At 59.4% G+C, this 20,597-nt stretch carries 4 protein-coding genes; all 4 read right to left on the bottom strand.

Features of this window, described 5'->3' with window-relative positions; all coding sequences use genetic code 11:
• Nucleotides 1-323: 323 nt before the first annotated feature.
• Nucleotides 324-1,493, bottom strand: coding sequence for an HlyD family efflux transporter periplasmic adaptor subunit (locus ABEH87_RS00695; protein WP_346573006.1), 1,170 nt, complete (start codon nt 1,491-1,493; stop codon nt 324-326).
• The gene (locus ABEH87_RS00690) at nt 1,490-3,658 is read right to left on the bottom strand and encodes a type I secretion system permease/ATPase (protein ID WP_346573004.1); all 2,169 of its coding nucleotides are present in this window, start codon (nt 3,656-3,658) and stop codon (nt 1,490-1,492) included. Before ABEH87_RS00690 ends, ABEH87_RS00695 begins: the two co-directional genes overlap by 4 nt.
• Nucleotides 3,659-3,697: 39 nt before the next feature.
• Nucleotides 3,698-5,047 (bottom strand): TolC family outer membrane protein, encoded by a 1,350-nt coding sequence (locus ABEH87_RS00685; protein ID WP_346573002.1) that lies wholly within the window; start codon nt 5,045-5,047, stop codon nt 3,698-3,700.
• 494 nt (nt 5,048-5,541) lie between these two features.
• On the bottom strand, nt 5,542-20,547 hold the full coding sequence (locus ABEH87_RS00680) for an Ig-like domain-containing protein (RefSeq protein WP_346573000.1): 15,006 nt from the start codon (nt 20,545-20,547) through the stop codon (nt 5,542-5,544).
• Nucleotides 20,548-20,597 lie beyond the last annotated feature (50 nt).

The following is a 20,597-nucleotide window of genomic DNA, read 5'->3' as shown; positions in this document are numbered from 1 at the left end:
GAAGGGTTATAACATTTCTGAATGTAAATAACGGGGAACTTTTACACAGCACAGAGGGACCAAAAATAGCGCACAAAAAGACAAAAAATAAGATAACTCTTATAATTCATCACGTTAATAAAACAGCCTGCAATAGGCACTGATTGATAAAAAATTTCCAGAAAGGCGTTGTATTATTATCCCGCTATCATCATTTTATTGAATTATTATCTTCACTCACCCCGAATGAGTTGTACCATCTAATATTGTTGCCAGGCTTAATGCCTGGCATTTTTTTATCTGTTGCGAATGCCCCCCTGTTTCTGACCATTGCTGGCCAAATATCAACGCTCGCGCATCGACTCTTTGACCTTGTTCAGAGGCTTGATCAAATAGTCCATTACGGACTTCTGGCCGGTTTTAATCTCAACATTCGCCACCATTCCCGGCACTATCGGGAATTTACGCCCCGCTTTATTCGTCAGCTCTGCTTTATCGGTACGCACATAAACCCGGTAGTAATACTGGTCACGTTTGACCTCATCCTGCAGGGTATCAGGCGATACGGTTTCCACCTCTCCGCGCAGGTCGCCGTAAATCGACGAATCATAGGCCGTGACTTTCACCGTCGCCGGCAGTCCGGGGCGAATATAGGCAATATCACGTGGGTTGATGCGGGTTTCAATCAGCAGTTGATCCTCCAGCGGCACAATCTCCATCAGCTTGCCGCCCGGCTGAAGTACACCGCCCACGGTGGTGACCTGAATATCTTTTACGATGCCGCGCACCGGGGAGTATATGGTGGCACGGGTCAGCTGATCCTCTTTTCCGGTCATCACCTGCAGCTGCGCGTCCAGATCGGCGTTGTTTTTCACCTGCTCTTCGCGCGCGCGCACGGCATAATCGTTTCGGGCCTCATCAATTTTCCCCTGCAGCTCGGCAACCTGACGGCGCAGACGGATTACTTCCACCTCTCCCGCCGCACCTTTCGCCACCAGCGGCTGTGTCATACGCAGTTCATCCTGAACCAGTTTTTTTGACTGCTCCAGATTACTCACCGTCTCCTGCAGGTTACGCCGCCGCGACTGGAACAGCTGCGTTTCACGCGCCACCAGATCCGGTTCTTTCAGCGTTTCCGCACTGAATTTTAGCGGCGCTTCGGTCAGCTCAGCCCTTAAACGCTCAGCCGATGCGCGCAAAGTGCGCGCTCTGGCTGCCGCTTCACCAAAGTTAGACTGGAAGCGGGTGGGGTCGAGTCTGGCCAGCACCTGCCCTTTCTCGACAATGTTGCCTTCGTGTACGTTGAGTTCGTCCACGATGCCGCCGTCCAGGCTTTCAATCACCTGCGCCCGGCTGAGCGGCGTCACTTTCCCGGTGCCGACGGTGACTTCATCAAGGATGGCAAAATGTGCCCAGACAAAAAACAGCACCAGCGCCAGGGTACAGAGCCAGATGATGGCAGAGGTGCGCCGTTCATTCTGTTTCAGACTGCGATCCATCAGTACCAGACTCATGCGGTGTCTCCTGCTTTTACGGGGGTCACAGGCTGAGCCGCCTGGGCGGTCTGGGCGGTGGCTCGCTTCAGAATGTCATCTTTCGGACCGTCAGCGATGACGCGGCCGTTATCCATCACGATAATGCGGTCCACCATTTTCAGCAGCGCAGGACGGTGCGTCACCAGCACCAGCGTGCGTCCGCTCAGCCAGTTCTGCATCTGGCGGATAACGTGTTCTTCAAGCTGTTCATCCATCGAGGCGGTAGGTTCGTCCATCAGCACCACCTGCGGCTGACGCAGGATCATGCGGCTGAGCATCACCATCTGGCGCTGCCCGCCGGACAGCCCGCGCCCGCCCTCATTGATGATGCGGTCCAGGCTGGCAGCATCCTGCTGAACCAGGCTTAGTGCTCCGCTGACGCGCAGCGCCTGCAACATATCCTGCTCGCTGGCGTGCGGGTTGCCCAGCATCAGATTCTGCCGCAGCGTGCCGAAGAACAGGCGCGAATCCTGCGACAGCCAGCCTAGCTGACGGCGCAGATCGACCGGGTCGATGCGGCGGACGTCAACACCATCGACAATCACCTTGCCCTGGGTCGCCAGCGCCTGACCGGCCAGCAGCTTCAACAGCGTGGATTTGCCCGCGCCAACGCGGCCAAGAATGGCGATGCGTTCGCCGGGTTTGATTTGCAGCTGGTTAATGGCGATCACGTTTTTCACGTTTTCTTCATCGTAGCTGTACTGAACGCCGCGCAGATCGTAGTGCCCCGTCAGGGTCGGACAGTGTGCCATATCGCCCTCTTCCGGCTGATCGAGCGGTTTTTTCAGCAGTTCATCCAGCCCGTTCATCGCGCTTTTAGCATGCTGCCAGCGCGAGAAGACCATGGTCAGCTGCATCAGCGGCGCGATGGTGCGCGAGGAGAGCATACTGCTGGCCACCAGCGTACCCGTAGTTATCTGACCGTCGAGTACCAGATAAACCCCGAACACCAGCATGCTGGCATAGGTCAGCTGCTGCACGCTCGATGCCCAGCCGGTCAGACGTGCGCCCCACAGGCGCTGCTTCATACCGATGGCTGCACTCACCTCGTGCGTCTGTTCCCACTGGCGTTGAAAGTAGGGTTCCGCCTGCAGTGACTTGATATCCTCAATCCCTTCGATGGTTTCTACCAGAATGGCGTTGCGCAGCGCCCCTTCGCGCAGTCCTTCTTTGGCCAGCTTTGCCATCGGGATCTGGATCAGCAGGCCGGGAATGACGATCAGCGGGATCGCCAGCAGCGGCACAATCACCAGCGGTCCGCCTATGAATGCCATGATAAACAGGAACAGAATCACAAACGGCATATCTGCCGCCGCGCCAACGGTGGTCGAGGTCAGCAGTTCACGCACCTGATCAATCTCGCGCAGCTGAGAAATAAACGACCCGGTCGATTTCGGACGTGCCTCGTTGCGGATATTCATCGCGCGCGCAAACAGCATAGAGGACACTTTCAGGTCGATGCGTTTTCCCATCAGATCAGAGACCTGGGTACGCATCAGACGAATGAGATATTCGATCACCGCTGCGATCAGTACGCCGCCAAACAGCACCCACAGCGTGGCTTCCGACTGCGCGGGGATCACCCGGTCATAGATCTGCATTGAGAACAGGATGCCCGCCAGCGCCAGCACGTTACCGACAATCGACGCGAGGGAAATTTCGCCTATTTTGCGCCCCATGCCGTTAAAGTTCTGCCAGAACCAGTGTTTTTTATACGGCTGGACGAACTCATCAATGCGCGCATCGCGCCCGCGCGCCGCGACGCCGATAATGCCCACTTCCTGCTGGCTCTGCTCCAGCAGCTGTGACAGCTCGCTTTCGCGTACCACGTCGCCGCCGTCACTGAGCCAGTAACGGGCATTCCCCTCGCTGTCGATAGCTTCCACCACCACCACGCTGCCGCTTTCCATAATCAGCACCACCGGCGTCACCTCCTGCCGCCAGCGAATGCTGTCACGCGGGGTCATCGTCAGGTGCAGGCCAAGCAGCCCTGCCAGCCGTTCAAGCTGCTGCGGCGGGGTGAGATGTTCAAACCAGCGCATCTGCTGGCGCAGGGTTTTACCGTCAGCCGGTTTACCAAAGCGGGCCGCCACGCGCAGCATGGCGTCGATCCAGTTTTCCGTGGTTGCGGTCTGTTTAGTCATATAAAACTGCCTTATCTGGTTATCTTACCCGCAGCCGCACTACAGCGACGGCAGCGTTTGTCCGCTATTGGCTTCACGATCGATGCCCAAAATGTCCAACAGATTGTCAACCGCTGCGGCATAACGCACCGTGGCATCCCAGCCATCGTACAGTGCCGTCAGGCGGCTGCTGTCAGCCTGGAAGACATCCTGCTCCACGCTGAGCAGGTCGTTCAGACTGCGTTTATTCAGTTTGTATTCATCGGCATACACCTCACGGGTGTGGTCTGCGCTGCTTAGCTGCTGCTCTCCCGCTTCTTTACGCTGCTGCGCCCCGATCATGTCGGCATAGGCGGTGGAGGCATTCTGATTAATTTGCAGTTTTGACTGCTGGATTGCGGCTTCAGCGGCCTGACGGTCACCCTCGGCGGCACGGGTCCGGGCATTGACCAGCCCGCCCTGATACAGTGGTGCTTCGACCTGCAATTGCAGTTCGTCATCCCAGTAAGAGCGGCTTTCATTTTCATAGCGGGTGCGGCCCGCCTGGACTTTGATGGTGGGCCAGTGGTTGGACTGCGCCTGGCGCACGCGCTCCATCGCCGCCTCCTGTTTCGACTGCGCACTGCGCACGGCTGCGCTTTTCTCGTAGGCGATTTTATCCAGCGTTACCTGCTGATTAAGCAGCGCCTGCGGCAGTTCCGGCAGGTTTTCCGAGGTCACCCCCGTCAGCACCGTCAACTGTGCCCGCGCCGAGCGCGCCTGCGCACGATACTGCTCCATGCTGGCATTCATTCCGGCGATACGGGTCTGCGCCTGCAGGACATCGGACTGGGAGCTTAACCCGGCATCGGCACGCAGCTTCGCCATGTCCCTGACCCGTTGCAAAGAAGCGATGTTGAGACGAGCGGCATCCACCAGCGCCTGATAGCGCTTCACCGCCAGATAGGCCTGCAGGGTATCCTGGGCGACCGTCGTCATGGTGTCGTAGAGGGCGTAGCGATAAGCCTCGGAGAGTTTATGTTGTTCATCAATGGCCCCGCCGGTGCGGCCAAAGTCATACAGCAGCTGGCTGAGCGTGATGCCGCCAGAGCCACTGTTATTCAGGCTACCTGCGGAGTCAGTCTGTTGCGATCGTCCGCCGCTCGCCATCAGAGAAACCTGGGGATACCAGGCACTTTTTGCCGCGTCGAGATCGGCTTCCCCGACCCGGATCTGTGCCGCCGCTTCGGAAATTTTAGGGTTGCGGGCAAAGGCCCGCAGAATGGCATCACGCAGTGTCAGGCTGGTTATCTGTTCTTCCGTGGGGGCGGCTCGCCAGTTAAAGGCCGCGACAGGTTCCTGTTTTGCCGCCTGTACGTGCTGTCCGGCCAGGCAGGTTGTAAAACACAGCAATATCACCCTATTTTTCATTTAGACACCTGTGATCCTGATTTTTCGGGCCAGAGGCGGGCTGAATCATGGTGTATCCCCTTGTGTACCCGGTAAGTGAGTCAGCGTCTGCGCAGGAAAGCGGGCCTGAGGCCATTTTTTCCACGCAAAACATCAGCCAGCGCGACAAAAATAGCGCTGAGCTTCACCCGGTGTACAACGGGTCACAACGTAACCCTGAACAAGGAAAATGATTAAATTAACTATTATAGGAATGCTGGCGCGGCTAACGTTATCCGGGTCTTCAGCGTAGTGCCCGTGGTCATCATCTGGAATAACGCCACGTTATGCTTATTTTATCTTATTGTTATTTCGCTCTTACTCACTTTGTAAAACTATTTTTTGAGTTATTCAGTGCCATAACGTAAAACAGCGGCCGAAGCCGCTGTTGGATTGTTCTGCTACCAATCTATCACTTCCTCTTAACTTTAGACGCACTGCGCGGGAATGCGACCCGCGCAGGCGTTATTTTTTCGTTATACGACATGGACCTGGAGATTATGCTGGATCAGCACATCGCCCAGGGTGTTGTCCGACGACAGCGCCGAGTTGTGATAAATATCAAACGTCTGCCCCTCCACCGTACGCTGCCCGGTGGTGGCCCAGACGCCGCCGTCGGTATTGGCCAGCGTCACCTGGTCACCTACGGTCCCTTTGATCAACAGGTCATCGGTCTGCCTGTCGGTGATGTTCAGCGCTTCGTTCAAATCCAGCTTGATGCTGTTGTTGCCCGCAAGGCCAAGGTCGATAATCTCCACGTGCTCGATTTTCAGGCCGAGTGCGGTGAGATCCAGCACCATATGCTCGCCGTTCAGCACCAGCGTATCCGTCCCCGCTCCACCATCAATGTGGGAGAAATCCAGCGTACTGACAGTGATATGATCATTGCCAGCGCTGCCGGTAACGGATTCACCGTGGACGGTCAGCCCATCCGCCAGAGTAATCGTCACTCCACCGATGGTGTAGCTGCCCTCCTCCGTTACCGCTGCCGTAGTTTCACCGGCGGCTGCGGTGCTGACCACGGCACTGCTGGCCGCACTGTCGGTGCCGCTGGTATCACTGCCCGTGACCAGGGTGGAGTCTGGCGTCGCCGCCGTATGCGCGGTGGCGACGGTACTGCTCTCCTCCGTGGTGTTGGCCGTACGGCTGGCCGAGTGATCGGTAGAGGCCACGGCCAGTGAGTCATCGGCCGCCGCGGCCATCATCGTCAGCGCCGACGCCTGAGCCACGCTGACCGCTGGCAACAGGGTGCCGACCGTCAGCAGACCGCTGGCGGAAGCCGGGTTTTTCGCCACATCCTGCGCCGCCACTGAGATGGTAGAGCTCAGTCCGAGGTAAGACAGGATGCTGCCGGTGAAGGTGCGGGTATATCGTCCTGAGCTGTCAACCGTTGCCGTGGCGGTAGCGACGTGCGTGCCCTGCGTCAGGGTAATCGTCACCACGGTGCCCGCCGCCAGACCTCGCGAGGAGCCTGATACGACCAGCGAACCGCTTAACAATGTGCCCAGCAGGTTATCGACGCCTCCCACGGCAATCGCCGGCAGGTTTTGCGTTACGGCAGTGAAACCGGCGCTGGTGCTGGCCGTATTCCCGGCGATATCGCGAATGGTAATTGGCAGTGACTGCGCACCATCCGCTATTGCACTCAGAGCCGCCGGGGTGAGAGCAATGCTCCATGTCCCGTTCGCCGCCACCGTCGAGCTGTAGGTGGTATTCCCGATAGTGACAGAGACCGTACCGCCAGGGGCATTAGTAGAAACGCCGCTGATGGTCTGCGTCACGGACGACTCCGCGCGGTTCAGATAGTGGTCGCCGCCAAACAGGCTGCTGTCCGTCAGCGTTATCGTTGGCGTGGTGTGCGTCCCGACAATCAGTGCAGACGAGTTGGTCACACTATTGCCCGCTCCGTTGGTCAGGGTCGCCGTCACCGTCGTATTGCCATCCGCAATCTGCTGCAGGCTGGCCGCCGGAACAGAGACGCTCCAGGTACCGTTGGCTGCAACCACCGTGGTGTAGACCAGGCCGCTGCCAACGCGGACGGTCACGGTCGACCCTTCCGCATTGGTGGTGGTGCCCGAAATCGTCTGAGCCGTCTGGGCCTCTATCGCATTCAGTGCACCATCGCCGAACAGCTGGGTAATGGTGACCGATGGCGGCGTTCCGGCGATAACACTGACCGAGCCGTTAGCGGTGGCAATATTGCCATACGGGTCGGTCAGGGTTACGGCGACCTGTTCGGTGCCGTTTGTCAGCTTAACAAGTTCAGTTTTCGGCACGCTGAGGCTCCAGCCGCCGCCGCTCCCCACGGTAGTGGTATAGGTTACCCCGGCCAGCACCACATTAATGGTTGAACCGGCCACCGCATTGGTTGTCGTCCCGCTAATCAACTGAGCGGTAGCCAGGTCTCCGGCGCTGAGAATGCCGTCGCCAAATACCGTATTCACCGACACGGTCGGCGCCGTTTTCACTCCGATAATCACCCCGGCGCTGGTGCTGGCGGTATTGCCCACCGCATCGGTTACGGAGACCCCGACGGTCAGATTGCCGGTCAGCAGCGTATTGAGCAGGTTCGGTGCCAGCACGGCACTGAAGTTACCGCTGCTGTCAGTGCTCGCCGTCAGAACGGTGCTGCCGACGTTGATTCTGACGGCAGTTCCTGCGGCCACACCAGCGATGTTCCCGCTGAGGGTCTGCCCCAGTAACGCTTCCACCACGCTCAGCACACCATCACCAAACAGCGGATCCAGCGTGACCTTCGGCGGCGTGATACCCACAACGGCACTCAGTGGCGTGGTGCTGGTGTTGCCCGCCGTATCCGTCACCGTGACGCCGACATTGAGCGTACCGTCAGTCAGCGTTGCCAGCAGCGCCGGGGTTAACGACAGGCTGAATTTGCCGTCACTGCCCGCCGTCGCCGCCAGCTGCGTACTGCCTATGTTGACCGCCACGCGCGCGCCGGCGCTGGTGGTCCCGCTGATAACCTGGGTCAGCAGGGCATCGGCGGCATTAAGAACACCGTCGCCAAACAGTTGCAGTTCGTTCAGTACCAGGGATGGCGGAGTCAGACTTAGCTGCAATCCGCCGGTGGTTTCAGCGCGGTTACCGGCAATATCCGTCACTTCAGCGCTGACGGTCAGAGAGGCGCCCGTCAGCTTCTGCAAATCTGTCTGCGTCAGGCTGGTGCTGAACTTACCGCTGGCATCGACCGTGGCCTGAACCTCAACCAGGCCGCCCAGCGTCACCTTAACGATGGAGCCCGCCGCAACGTTTTTCACCGTACCGCTAATCAGCTGGCTGGCAAAGTTGGCCACATCGGCAATATTGAGCACGCCGTCGCCGAAAATGGTGTTCAGGGTGATTTCAGGCTGTTTGTTGAACACGCCGATGGTGGCGGTGTTGCTGGCGGTATTCCCCGCCGGATCCACCACTTTTACCCCCAGCGACAGGTTGCCGCTCGCCAGCGCCGTCAGGTCTGTGGCAGGGAGCACCACGCTCCAGCCGCCGCCGGCCTGTACCACAGCGCTGTAGGATTTCGCCCCCAGCGTGACGGTCACGTTCGAGCCTGCAACCGCATTCAGTGTCCCGCTCAGGGTCTGCCCGGCCTGTGCTTCCAGCAAGTTGAGCAGGTTATCGGTGCCAAACAGGTTGGTCAGCGCTCCCACCACCGGCAGATTGTCGACAATGGTGGTTACCGTCGCCGTTGCCGTCGCCACATTGCCCGCGACATCAGTCAGCACAAGGTTCAGCGGCACCGTCCCGTCGCCTAACGCCGTCAGGGCCGCTGTTGGTACCACCAGCGTCCAGTGACCGTCCGGACCAACATTTGCGGTCACTATCTGACCATTGCCCAGCGTCAGTGTGACTAAGCCGCCAACCGCCGACACCGACTTACCGGTGATCAGCTGGTCAATCCCGGCTTCAGCCGCCCCCAGATAACCCGCCAGACCATTTTCACCAAATACCGTATCCACACTCAGCCCCAGCAGGCTGTTGAACACTTTATTGACGGTGATCGACGCGCTGGTCTGGTTTCCGTGTTCGTCGGACACTCTGACCGTCAGCAGGTTGCCGCCGTCCAGCAGTCCGGCAAGCGCCGTTGGGGTAAGTGACAGGCTGAAGGCCCCGTTCAGCACGGTTCCCTGCGCCAGCGGTGTGCCGCTGTTGCCCAGATAGACAGAGACGGTTTGTCCGTCCGCGGCGTCTGTTTTGCCCGTAAGCAGTTGGGTGGCGCTCGCCTGCACCAGGTTAAGAACGTTATTCCCCAGCAGGGCATCCACATCCAGCAGCGGTGCCACGGTGTCGACGATAACAGGCCGCGTTATCGTTCCCGTGTTACCCGCCGCATCGCTCACGGTCGCCGTCACGCCGTTCACGGTCTGTGGCAGCGCCTGAAGGTCGGCAGACGGCACGTTCACCGTCCAGGTTCCCCCGGCCTGCACCACGGCGGTATAGATTTTGTTTCCCAGCGTGACGGTGATCAGACGACCGATTTCCGAGGACGTACCGGTAATGATCTGCGGCACGGCAGCTTCCGCTGCGGTGAGAGTATCATCCCCGGCGAATGACGTAATGCTCACCACCGGTGGTACGAGATCGATCAGAAGGGTGCTGGTGGACGAGACAACGCTGCCGGTATCCGGCGTGAAGGTAACCACCACCGACTGTGACCCGGTGCCAAACAGCGCATTTTCCAGCGGTCCGCTGCTGAAATTATTGTCCGTGCGCGTATCGCCGACCGGGATGGTCGCCACCAGGTTGCCCCCCACCGTAATGGTGATCGACCCTCCCACCGTAAGAGGCACGTTGATCAGTGCGCCGGACAGCGTAGTGGTTAATGGATCGCTGGCATTGATAATACCGTCGCCGTTGACAGGCGCCAGCGTGACAAGGGCATCGCCGGTGGGATTAACATTTAAGTTGACTGTCCCACTAACGATGTCGAAGTTCCCTGCCGCGTCGGTAATATCCACGGAGTAGGCACCGCCTGCGGCGATCAGCGCCTGCAGGGCCGCCGGGTTGACGTTGATTGACCACTTGCCATCCGCGCCAATAACGCCGTACAGGCTCTGAGTGCCGATGGTCAGCGTGACGGTGGATCCCACATCGTTAATGCCGGAGGTTCCGGTCAGCGTCTGCGTGCTCAGACTTTCCGCATAGGTAAGCGTGTTATCTCCGGCGAGGACCAGCTCGTCAATCAACGGTGGCAGCGTGTCGATGATGAATGTTTCGTTCAGGGTATTGGTGTTACCGCCGGGGTCGGTCACGGTGATGATAATACCGTGCTGATTCTGCCCCAGCTGGCCCTGAATATCAGCCAGCTCAGACGGTGATAACGTCAGGGACCAGCTACCATCGGGATTCACCACGGCGGGAAGCGCCGTCAGGTTTCCGAAGGTCACCGTCACAATCTGCCCTGCTCCTACCGCACCGGTGGTACCGCTCAGTATGGTCTCATCAAGAAGAACATCTTCGTTGAGATAACCATTTTCAAACGGCACCTGCAGCGTCGGCTGCGGCAGCGTCAGATAGGCATCAAAATTCCCGGTGGTGGTGCCGACGTTCCCCGCCGCATCCGTCACCGTCACGATGATCTGGTGTGTGGTATTGCTCAGGCCGTTCAGCGCGCCCGCAGGCAGGGTCACCGTCCAGTCGCCGTTGGCGTCAACCGTACCGTTATAGACCACGCCGTTGACATCCACTTTCAGCGTCACGTTCTGGTCCTGGCCCGCCACCGGGGTGATGCCGGTTTTACCCGTGATAGTCACCACTCCCGCAGCCTCGCTGATGCCCAGCCCATCGCCAAACGGAATAGTTATCGTTGGCAGAGGTGCCGTCAGCAGTGAGTCAAAGGTGTCGCCGACCTGCGCGGTATTGCCGTAAACGTCGGTCGCCACAACCACGATAGTATGTTCACCGTTGGCCAGCCCTTTCAGGAAGTCGCTGCTGAGATCCAGAGACCAGCTACCGTTGGCATTTACCGTCGCCGCCACGGCAGCAGCATTGTCAATGCTGACCATCACCTTCTGTCCGGCACCCAGCACCCCGGTAGACCCCCTCAGTACCTGATCCACGCCTGCTTCGGCAATATTCAGCAGGCTGTCAAAAAACGGCGCGCTGATGGTGGGAGCCGGTACGTTATTAATCGCCACCGTCAGTAACGAGCTGTCTGTTGCCGTGTTGCCAACGGCATCTTTCACCGTCACGCCAATCGTCCACTCGCCATCAGGGAGCGCTTTTAAATCAGCAGCAGAAAGCGCAAGTGACCAGCTTGTTCCGTCAGCACTGATGGTCGCTGGCAGTAATGTTCCGTTGATGCTGACCGTCACCGTGGCCCCTGCCGCCAGTCCGAGGAAGCTCAGCCCCCCGCTCAGCGTTGCGCCAGCGTCCACTTCGTTCAGCGTCAGAATACCGTCACCAAACAGCACTTCCGGGATCGTGATAGTCGGGGCCGCCGTAATCAGCGCGTCAAAGTCCAGCGAGGTCGTTGCGTCATTATCAGCCCGGTCAAGCGCTGTGACCTCAATAGTGTGTTTACCATCACCCAGTGCCAGCATCTGCGCTGGCGTCAGGGTAACCGTCCACACCCCGGAATCATTCACGCTGACGATCAGGTCGGAGATCGGGTTGCCATCGATGGTCAAAATAACCGTTTGACCCGGACCCGTCAGGCCCGTGGTTCCGGAGATCGTCTGATTGACGGCCGCTTCTGCCAGGTTGAGCAGTTTGTCACCAAACGGAACGTCGATAGTCGGATTCGGGGCGGTCAGCACCAGCTCGGCACTTAATGTATCGCTGGCTGGGTTCACCTCATCAGGCAGAGTTGACACCGTGACCTGCACCACACCATTACCCAGTGCTGTCAGGGCGTTAGCCGGGATCTCTGCCTGCCAGAGCCCCCCGGCAATGACCGTGCCGGTAAAGGACAGGGTCCCTACGGTCACCGTCAGCGTCGTCCCCACGTCCAGGTTGGTGGCGGTGCCTGTCAGGATCTGCACGGCAGCCGCTTCATCCAGATTAAGCAGCCCGTCGCCGTCAAACGGTAAGTCCAGTGTCAGAACCGGAATATCCCTGACGGCCACATCAAAGTCGACGTCGAGGATTTTTTCGTTACCGTAGCTGTCTTTGACCGAGACGCTGATCTCCGCCTGGCCATTAGCCAGCGCCAGCAGGTCAGCAGCAGGAATGGTGGTACTCCAGATACCATCAGCATCCGCCAGCACGTTGTACACTTTCCCCGCCAGCGTGACCGTCAGGTTGAGGTTCGGATTGGTCGTACCGCTGACCACCAGCCCGGCCTGCGCTTCGGCATAGCTGAGAATACCATCCACTGCCACCGCCGCTCCCACGGTCAGGGTCAGATCCGGCTGCGTATTATGGACGGTGAAGCTGTCACTGGCCGTCGCCGTATTGCCCGCTACATCGTTACCTGTCGCCGTAATGTTATTACTGTTCTGCGGGAGGTTCTGAACATCGCTGCGCGGAATGGTGGCCGTCCAGTCACCGTTGCTGTCAACGGTCGCTGGATACTCTTTCCCGTTAACCGTCACGGTAATGGTCTGACCGGCCGGGATATGCTGGCTGCTGCCGGTGACGATCACGCCGTTGGCGTCCTGCGACTCCCGGTAATCAATCATGTCATCGCTGGTGACCGGGTTGATCGAAATGGTCGGCAGATCGGCTCCGCGCGCAATCACGGTAAAATCACGGGTGTCATCGGCCACGTTGTCATAAATGTCTTTAACCGTAACGCTTACCTGCTGCGGACCCTCCGTGATGGTGCCCACCGATGCAGCCGGTACGGCATAATTCCACACGCCGCCCTGCACCTGAGCCTGGAAGGTCTGACCATTAAAGCTAATCGTCACGAACTGCCCGTCGGCGACGTTGGTCGTGGTGCCACTTAAATTCAGCACCTGGCCCAGTTCGTTAGTGTTGAGATAGTCGTCACCCGATATTGCATTGATCGTAATCGTCGGCAGATCGCCGGCAGCGGCTCTGACTTCGACAGTTTCAGTTTGTGGCAGTGACGTATTGCCCGCTTTATCGGTCAGCGTGGCGGTCACCACATAGCTACCGTCGGTCAGGTTCTGCGTCGCATTGCCCGGCAGGTCAAAGCGCCAGGTTCCGTCATCCTGCACCGTAGCCAGGTAGGCAGGCTGATTACCATTAAAGGTGATGCTCACCTGCTGGCCGGCGTTATCCGGAGAGGTGCTGCCGCTTATGGTGACGGTTTGCAGGATTTCAGTGGCATTGATGACGTTGTCAGAGGCTACCGGATCCAGTAGCAGCGTTGGCGCAGTGAAATCAACGATCGCGCTAGTGGAGGCTGAGCCAACATTGCCGTGAACATCGGTGACCTGCACGTCAATCTGCACCGACGGCGGGGTCAGTCCCTGCAACGTCGAACTGTTCAGCGGCAGCGTCCAGTTGCCATTACTGTCAGCCGTAATGTTGTAAACCTGTCCGTCAACCGTGACCGTGACCTTCTGCCCTGCGCCGGTCGCCCCGGTGGTCCCGCTCAGTGACTGGCCGTTGACGGCAGCGGCTTCGGCCGCATTGAGGTAGCCATCGCCGAACGGCAGGTTAATCGTCGGCTGCGACGGTGTGGTATCCAGCACAATCGGACGGTTTACCGTCACGACGTCGCCGCTCTGCGGCGTGGCCACTACCGACAGGGTGTAGCCGTTGTCCGCCAGACCGGTGAAGGCGCCGGACGGGATCACGGCACTCCACTGGCCGTCGCTGCCAACAGTCGCGGTATAAGGCTGGCCGTTAAAGGTGACCACTACCGTGGTTGTTCCCTCCGGTACACTTCCGGTCACGGTGATGCCTGCGCCTGCTTCAAGCGCATTCACCACATCGTCACCGGCAACCGGGTTCACCAGCAGCGGGTTGACGATGGTCGGATCCAGTATCACGTTGGCATTCTGGGTGACGCTGTTGCCTGCCGGGCTGGTGACGACCACCGACACCGTGTTATCGCCCGGCGTCAGCGTATTAAGTGCAGTGACCGGCGCAGTAACCGACCACTTGCCCTCACCGTCCACCGTGGTGGTCAGCGTTTCACCGCCAATGGTGACGCTGATGCTGTCCCCCGTGGTTCCGGTACCGCTAATTTTCAGCGGCTGAGCAACTTCAGCACTGTCAATGATGCCGTCTCCGGCGAGAGGATCCAGAGTGTAGACAGGGGCTGCGGTGTTAACCTGTACCCGTTCGGTATCCACGGTTTTATTGCCTGCCGGGTCAGAGGCAGTGACGGTGACGTCGTAACCCCCATCGGCCAGCAGAAGGAGGTCGCCCGCCGGGATCGTCGCGGTCCAGTTCCCGCTGCCATCAACCACAGCGGTATAGGTTTTGCCCTCCAGGCTCACCACTACCGTGCTTCCCGGCGTGGTGGTACCGGTAATGTCCAGCGGTAACCCCTGTTCGCTCGCGTTGATGATGCCGTCTCCGGCAATATCACCATTCAGCGTCAGATCGGGCAGCGTGGTAGCGACAGTGACGGGCGACGGTGCAGAGGCCGCAGTATTGCCTGCCACGTCAGTGGCCGTGACGATAATAGTTTGTGAGCCCGCAGGCAGTGCCAGAAGCTCAGCGGAGGTCAGCGTCAGGCTCCAGACACCGGAGCTGTTGACGGTGGGATAGAATTTCGCCCCACCAATATCAACCTCGACCGTCTGGCCGTTGCCGGTTACACCAGTGGTCCCCTGAATAATCTGCGACGTTAACGCTTCGGCATTGTCCAGAGTACCGTCGCCAAACACCGGGGTGGTCAGCGTTGGCGCTGGCAGAGTCGTCTGCACAATCAGCGAAGCATTGCTGGTCGCCAATGTCGCGTCATCCGGGCCGATCAGCGTCGCCGTGCCGTTGTAGCTCCCGTTACCCAGATCGGCGACCACGGTCTGAGGAATGGTGACAGTCCAGGTGCCGTTGGGCTGCAACACGCCGTTGTAAGTCACGCCATCCAGTTCAAAGGTCACCCGGCTGTTTGCCGGTGCATTGACAGTGACCAGCGTGACGTCGAGTCCCCCTACCGCCTGAGACTCGCTGAAGCTAAGATAGCCGTCGCCAGCGAGCGGGCTGACCGCTACGGCGGCTTGGGTGTCATCAACGGTAAACACTTTATCGCTGGTTCCGGTATTACCCGCTTTATCGGTGACACTGACGGTCAGGGTATAGGTGCCGTTTGCCAGCCCGTCCAGTATGTTCGCGGGCAGGTTAGCCTGCCAGCTGCCGCCGGACAGAATCGTGGTAGTGGTGCTGTAGGTCGCGCCATTGCCGCTCAGCGTCAGGGTCAGCGTCTGTCCGGCTTCCACGTCTGATGCCGTACCGCTGATAATCTGGTCAACCTGCTGTTCGGCACCGTCCACCACATTATTGGTGGTGATATTATTGACGAAGATTGACGGGACACCGGTATCGACCGTCAGCGGGGTGCTGGCCGTCGCGGTATTACCCGCCGCATCGGTGGCGGTCACCGTCACGGTATAATTATCATCACCCAGCGCAGACAGTGCGGTGCCAGGGATCAGCACCGACCACAGACCGTTACTACCCACCACCGCATTGGCGATAGTGCCCCCCAGCTCAACCCGGATCAGGCTACCCACTTCACCCGTTCCGCTAATGGTCAGCGGCTGACCTGCCTCTGCGGCATTGATGTACCCCCCGGAGACCGGGTTGAGGCTGACCGCAGGCGCGGTGGTATCCACGTCAATCGTGCGCACCACGGTCGTGGTGTTTCCTGCCGTATCGGTACTGGTGACCTGCAGGTTATTACTCCCCTCAGGCAGCGCCTTCAGCGCGCTGACCGGCAGCTCGATCTCCCAGTGTCCGGTGCCATCCACGATAGCTTCGTAGGTTTTATTATTCAGGGTGACGGTAATACGATCGCCCTGCGTACCCGACCCCTCAATGATCTGAAGGCTGTTCTGTTCTGCCAGGTTAATGCGGTTATCCGTCGCTACCGCATCCAGCGTGACAACAGGAGCCAGGGTATCCTTAATGAAGCTGCCGCCGATGCTGACGGTGTTGCCCGCATTATCCCCGAACGTCACCGGCAGATTGGTTACCCCTTCCGGCAGGCTTTGCAGTGTGGCTGAAGGGATTGATATGCTCCAGTTGCCCTGCGCGTCTACCGTTCCGCTATAGGTGATGCCGCCAAGCACTACGCTGACCGTCTGGCCTGCGCCCACGACGCCCGTGGTCCCGCTCAGCGTCTGCGCACTGCCCGCTTCACTGGCGTTGAGATAGCCATCGTCAAACGGTGGGTTGATCACCGGCTGGAAGAGCGGATTGACTTCACTGTTCAGCGACTGTTCGACGGTGACGGTGACACCGTTCACATCCACAGCGCTGGCGCTGACCCTCTCACTACCATTCGTCAGACCGACTAAATCGGCCGCCGGGACAGTGACGGCCCAGCTGCCATCGCTGTTGGTGGTGGTCTGGTAGGCCCTGCCGCGGAACGATACCGTCACGGCGCTGCCAAAGGCGACAAAGCGGCTGAAGCCGTGGATGGAAAGTGGCAGCAGCGCTTCTGCGGCGTTCAGCGTGTTGTCATCGCTGATCACCCCAATAGCGATGGCGCTGAAGCTGTTGTCCACGGTAAAGCTGCCTGCACCGCTGGCCGGGTTACCCGCCACATCGCTGACGCTGACCGTATAGTTATCCGTGCCGTTGGCCAGATTAATCAGCGCAGCGGCCGGAACCAGCACGCTCCAGCTGCCGTCTGACTGAACCAGGCCGGTGTACTGGCTGCCATTCAGGCTGACCGTTACCACCTGACCCGCCTGGACATTGGTGGTCGTCCCGGTCATCAGCTGCGACAGGCCCTTTTCCGCGCCGTCGAGAATATTATCCCCGGCGAAGGCACCAGCAGTGATGGTCGGCAGTGAGCCACTGGCGGCAATCACCGTCAGCGGCTGGCTGCTGCTGCCAGTGTTACCGACAGGATCGGTGGCGGTGACGGTCACGGTGTAGCTGCCGTCCGCCAGTCCGGATACAACGTTAGCGGGAACGGTTACCGTCCAGTTACCGTTTTCGTCTACCGTCGCCGTGTAATTAACATCGTTAATGCGCACCACGACACCCGCACCCGGTTCGGTGGTACCGGTCACAGACAGTGCAGCATTGTGCTCCAGCGCATTGAGATAGCCATCGCCGGAGATCGGAGCAACGGTCACCAGCGTCGGTGCGGTATCGATCGTCACCGGTGCCAGCGCGACGGTTTCGTTACCGCTGCTGTCACGGGCGGTCACCTTGATATCATATTGACCGTCAGCAAGCGTTTGTAACGTTGACGGCGCAATATTCAGGCTCCACAGGCCATTGCTGTCGGCACTGGTCTGGTAGGTGACCCCGTTGAGCAACACGGTTATGGCGCTGCCCGCTTCTGCAGTCCCGGAGACCAGCAGCGGCTTGCCCTGCTCCGTGCTGTTGATAATGCCATCACTGGCGACCAGCCCGACAGACAGCGCCGGGCTGAGCGTGTCCACGCTGACGCTGGTGGTATGCACAATCTCATTGCCGGCGCCATCACGCACGGTCACCAGCAGATTGTTACCCCCCTGCGGCAGATTTTTCAGGTCTTCCGGCGGTAAATTGATGCTCCAGTTGCCGTTGGCGGTGTTAACCGTGGCCGTGTAGGTTTTGCCATTCAGCTGAACGGTGACCACCTGATCCGGCAGAGCCAGTCCGGTGCTGCCGCTGAGCGTCTGCAGGGTTTGTGATTCTGTCAGGTTGAGGATATTGTCGCCGCCAAAGGCCGCATTGACGGTCACATTGTCCGGGAAGTTTGCCTGGACACCGATGTTCAGCGTTGCGGTGACGCTGGCATTCGACGGGTCGGTGACCGTAATGGGATAGCTGCCGTTGGCGACGCCCACCAGGTCGGCGGCGGGAATTGAGGTAGTCCAGTTACCGCTGGCATCCACGGTGGCACCGTAGGTCTTGCCGTTAAAGGTGACGGTTAAAGGCGTGCCGTCGGGCAGATTCTGGCTGCTCCCGCTGACGGTCACCGGCAGTTTCGCTTCTGCGGCGTTAATCCAGTTATCGTCGCTGACCGGCGCAATACCCAGCGCGGCCACCTGTGTATCGCGCACCACGCTCACCTGACCGTTGTCATTCACGGTGGTGCCGTGGGTATCGGTCACCGATGCGGAGTAACTCAGGGTTGCCCCGTTTACCAGAGCGGTGAATTCACTGGCAGGAATGCTGACGTGCCAGATCCCCCCCGGCTGAACCACAATATTTTCGTAGGTTGTTCCGTTAAAGACCACGGTCACCAGCTGACCCGCTGCGACGTTAGTCACGGTCCCGCTCAGCTCCTGAGCGACCAGCAGCTCCCCGCTTTGTAAGACATCATCCCCCGTGAAGGGATTAATCACGATCGCTGGCTGACTGCCTGGCTCGACCGCCAGGGTGACACTGCCAGAGTCGGTGCCCACGTTACCGGCCGCATCTGTCGCGGTGACCGTAACCGGATAGGTTCCGTCAGCCAGCGCGGCTTTATCATCCGCAGAGAGGGGAATGCTCCACTGACCAGAACCGTTAGCCGTGGCGGTCAGGCTCAGTTCCCGCCCGCCAATGGTCACTTTAATCACGCTGCCAGGCTCTGCCGTACCCGCGATCTCCAGGTTACCCAGTTCATTGACCGAGACATAGTTATCGCCGGTCACCGGGAGCAAATCGACGACCGGAGGCTGAGTGTCCACGTTCAGCTCACTGGTGATGGCCGGGGTGACATTGCCATTTTTATCGCTGGAGGTGACCACCAGGTCGTGTTCACCCTGCCCAAGCTGTTGCAGCGCCGAGGCTGGAATACTCACGCTCCAGCTACCGTCCGCGTTCACCGCGGTGGTGTAGGTTTTCCCTTCAAGGGTGACAGTGACCGACTGACCGCCGGTGCTGACCCCCGTTACCGTCAGAGGCAGGCTGATGTCGGCCGCATTCAGCGTGTTATCGAACTGGATGCCGGTGACAACAGGCGGCAGGCTATCCACAGTGACCTGAACGATGGTACTGCCCGGGTTACCCGCGGGGTCGGTGACGTTAACCACCAGCGGCAGGGTGGCTTCAAGCTGGCCCCCGACCGCACCCGCCAGGATCGTCACGCTCCAGCTGCCGTCGTTGTTGACCGTGCCGGGGTAGGTATTGCCGTTGAAGACCACAGAGACCGTTTGATTAGGCCCGCTGATACCCGTACTGCCGGTAATCGTCTGCGGCTGCGCGGCTTCCGGCCCCGTCAACACGCCATCACCAAACGGCAGATCGATTCCCACACTCGGCAGCGTGGTGATCACATCCACCGTCACAGTCGTGTTATTGCTCAGAAGCGTGCCGTCCGGCAGCGTCACGGTGGCCACAATCAGGTTTGAACCCTGCGGCAGCTGCTGCAGGTCAGCGGAGGGAACCGTCACGGTCCAGCTACCGTCGGCCTGCGTCGTTGCGGTATACCCCTTCCCGCCCAGGGTGACAGAGACCTGGGTTCCTGCGGCAACCCCGCTGGCGGTGCCCGTCAGCGTCAGCGGTGCCTGAGCTTCCTGAGCATTAAGATAGCCATCGCCGCTCACCGGAGAGGTAATGCTTACCCCTTCCGCAGGGGCTGGCTGCACGTCAATGGTATGGCTATCGCTGGCGGTCTGACCTGCGCTGTCAGCGACCGTCGCGGTGATGGTCGCTGTGCCGTTAGCCAGCGCCAGCAATGCGCTGGATGGCACCGAGACGCTCCAGCTACCGTCAGCCTGGACCGTGGCGCTGTAGGTGACGCCGTTGAGAACGATGGTAACCACCTGTCCTGCCTGAACGTTGGTGGTGGTTCCACTCAGCAGCTGGCTGGTTCCTTTTTCCGCCGCGCTCAGGACGTCATCACCGGCAAACGTGCCGATGGTCAGCGTCGGCGGGATTTGCGGTGGGTTTGTACCACCGCCGTTGTTGCCGCCGTTGTTACCGCCGTTGTTGCCGCCGTTGTTGCCGTCATCACCACCGCCACCGCCGCCGCCGCCACCGCCGAGTGCAGCGGCACCCAGTCCGACCAGGCCCAGCGCGCCAAGACCCGCCGCTGTTATCACGCCGTTACCGGCACCGGTATCGGCCAGCAGCAGAGGTTCAATGCTGCCAAGGGATTCGTACTGCGGAGTGAGGACCATGGCGGTCTGGGCATCGGCAAACTCGCTGGTCAGCGGGAACAGTGCATGTTCAGGGGGGTTGACCCCATCGTCAAACACCAGTTCGCTGTGATCGCCATCCACGTCATCGAAGAAGAACTGTTGATAGCGCACGGTAGTGCCATCTTTCATGTGCAGAATGAGGTCGTTACCCTGGCGCTCATATTGCGCCACCATCTCACGCGTGCCGTGAATTTTTACGATGCTGGGCTGGTTGAGCAGAACGGTTTTGGACGAGCCCGCATTGGCCTGAGAGAGGAGAGATCCGTCGTCGCGTGAAAGAATGTCAACGCTGCCATTATTGAGCTGTGCCATTTTAGTAACCTCATGTACATCAGAGAACAGGATTTAAAATTCAACGCGAC

Source organism: Erwinia sp. Eh17-17, assembly GCF_039675725.1.
Lineage (GTDB): Bacteria > Pseudomonadota > Gammaproteobacteria > Enterobacterales > Enterobacteriaceae > Erwinia.
The sequence above is the reverse complement of the archived record's forward strand: the minus strand, read 5'-3'. Positions and strand labels throughout refer to the sequence as shown.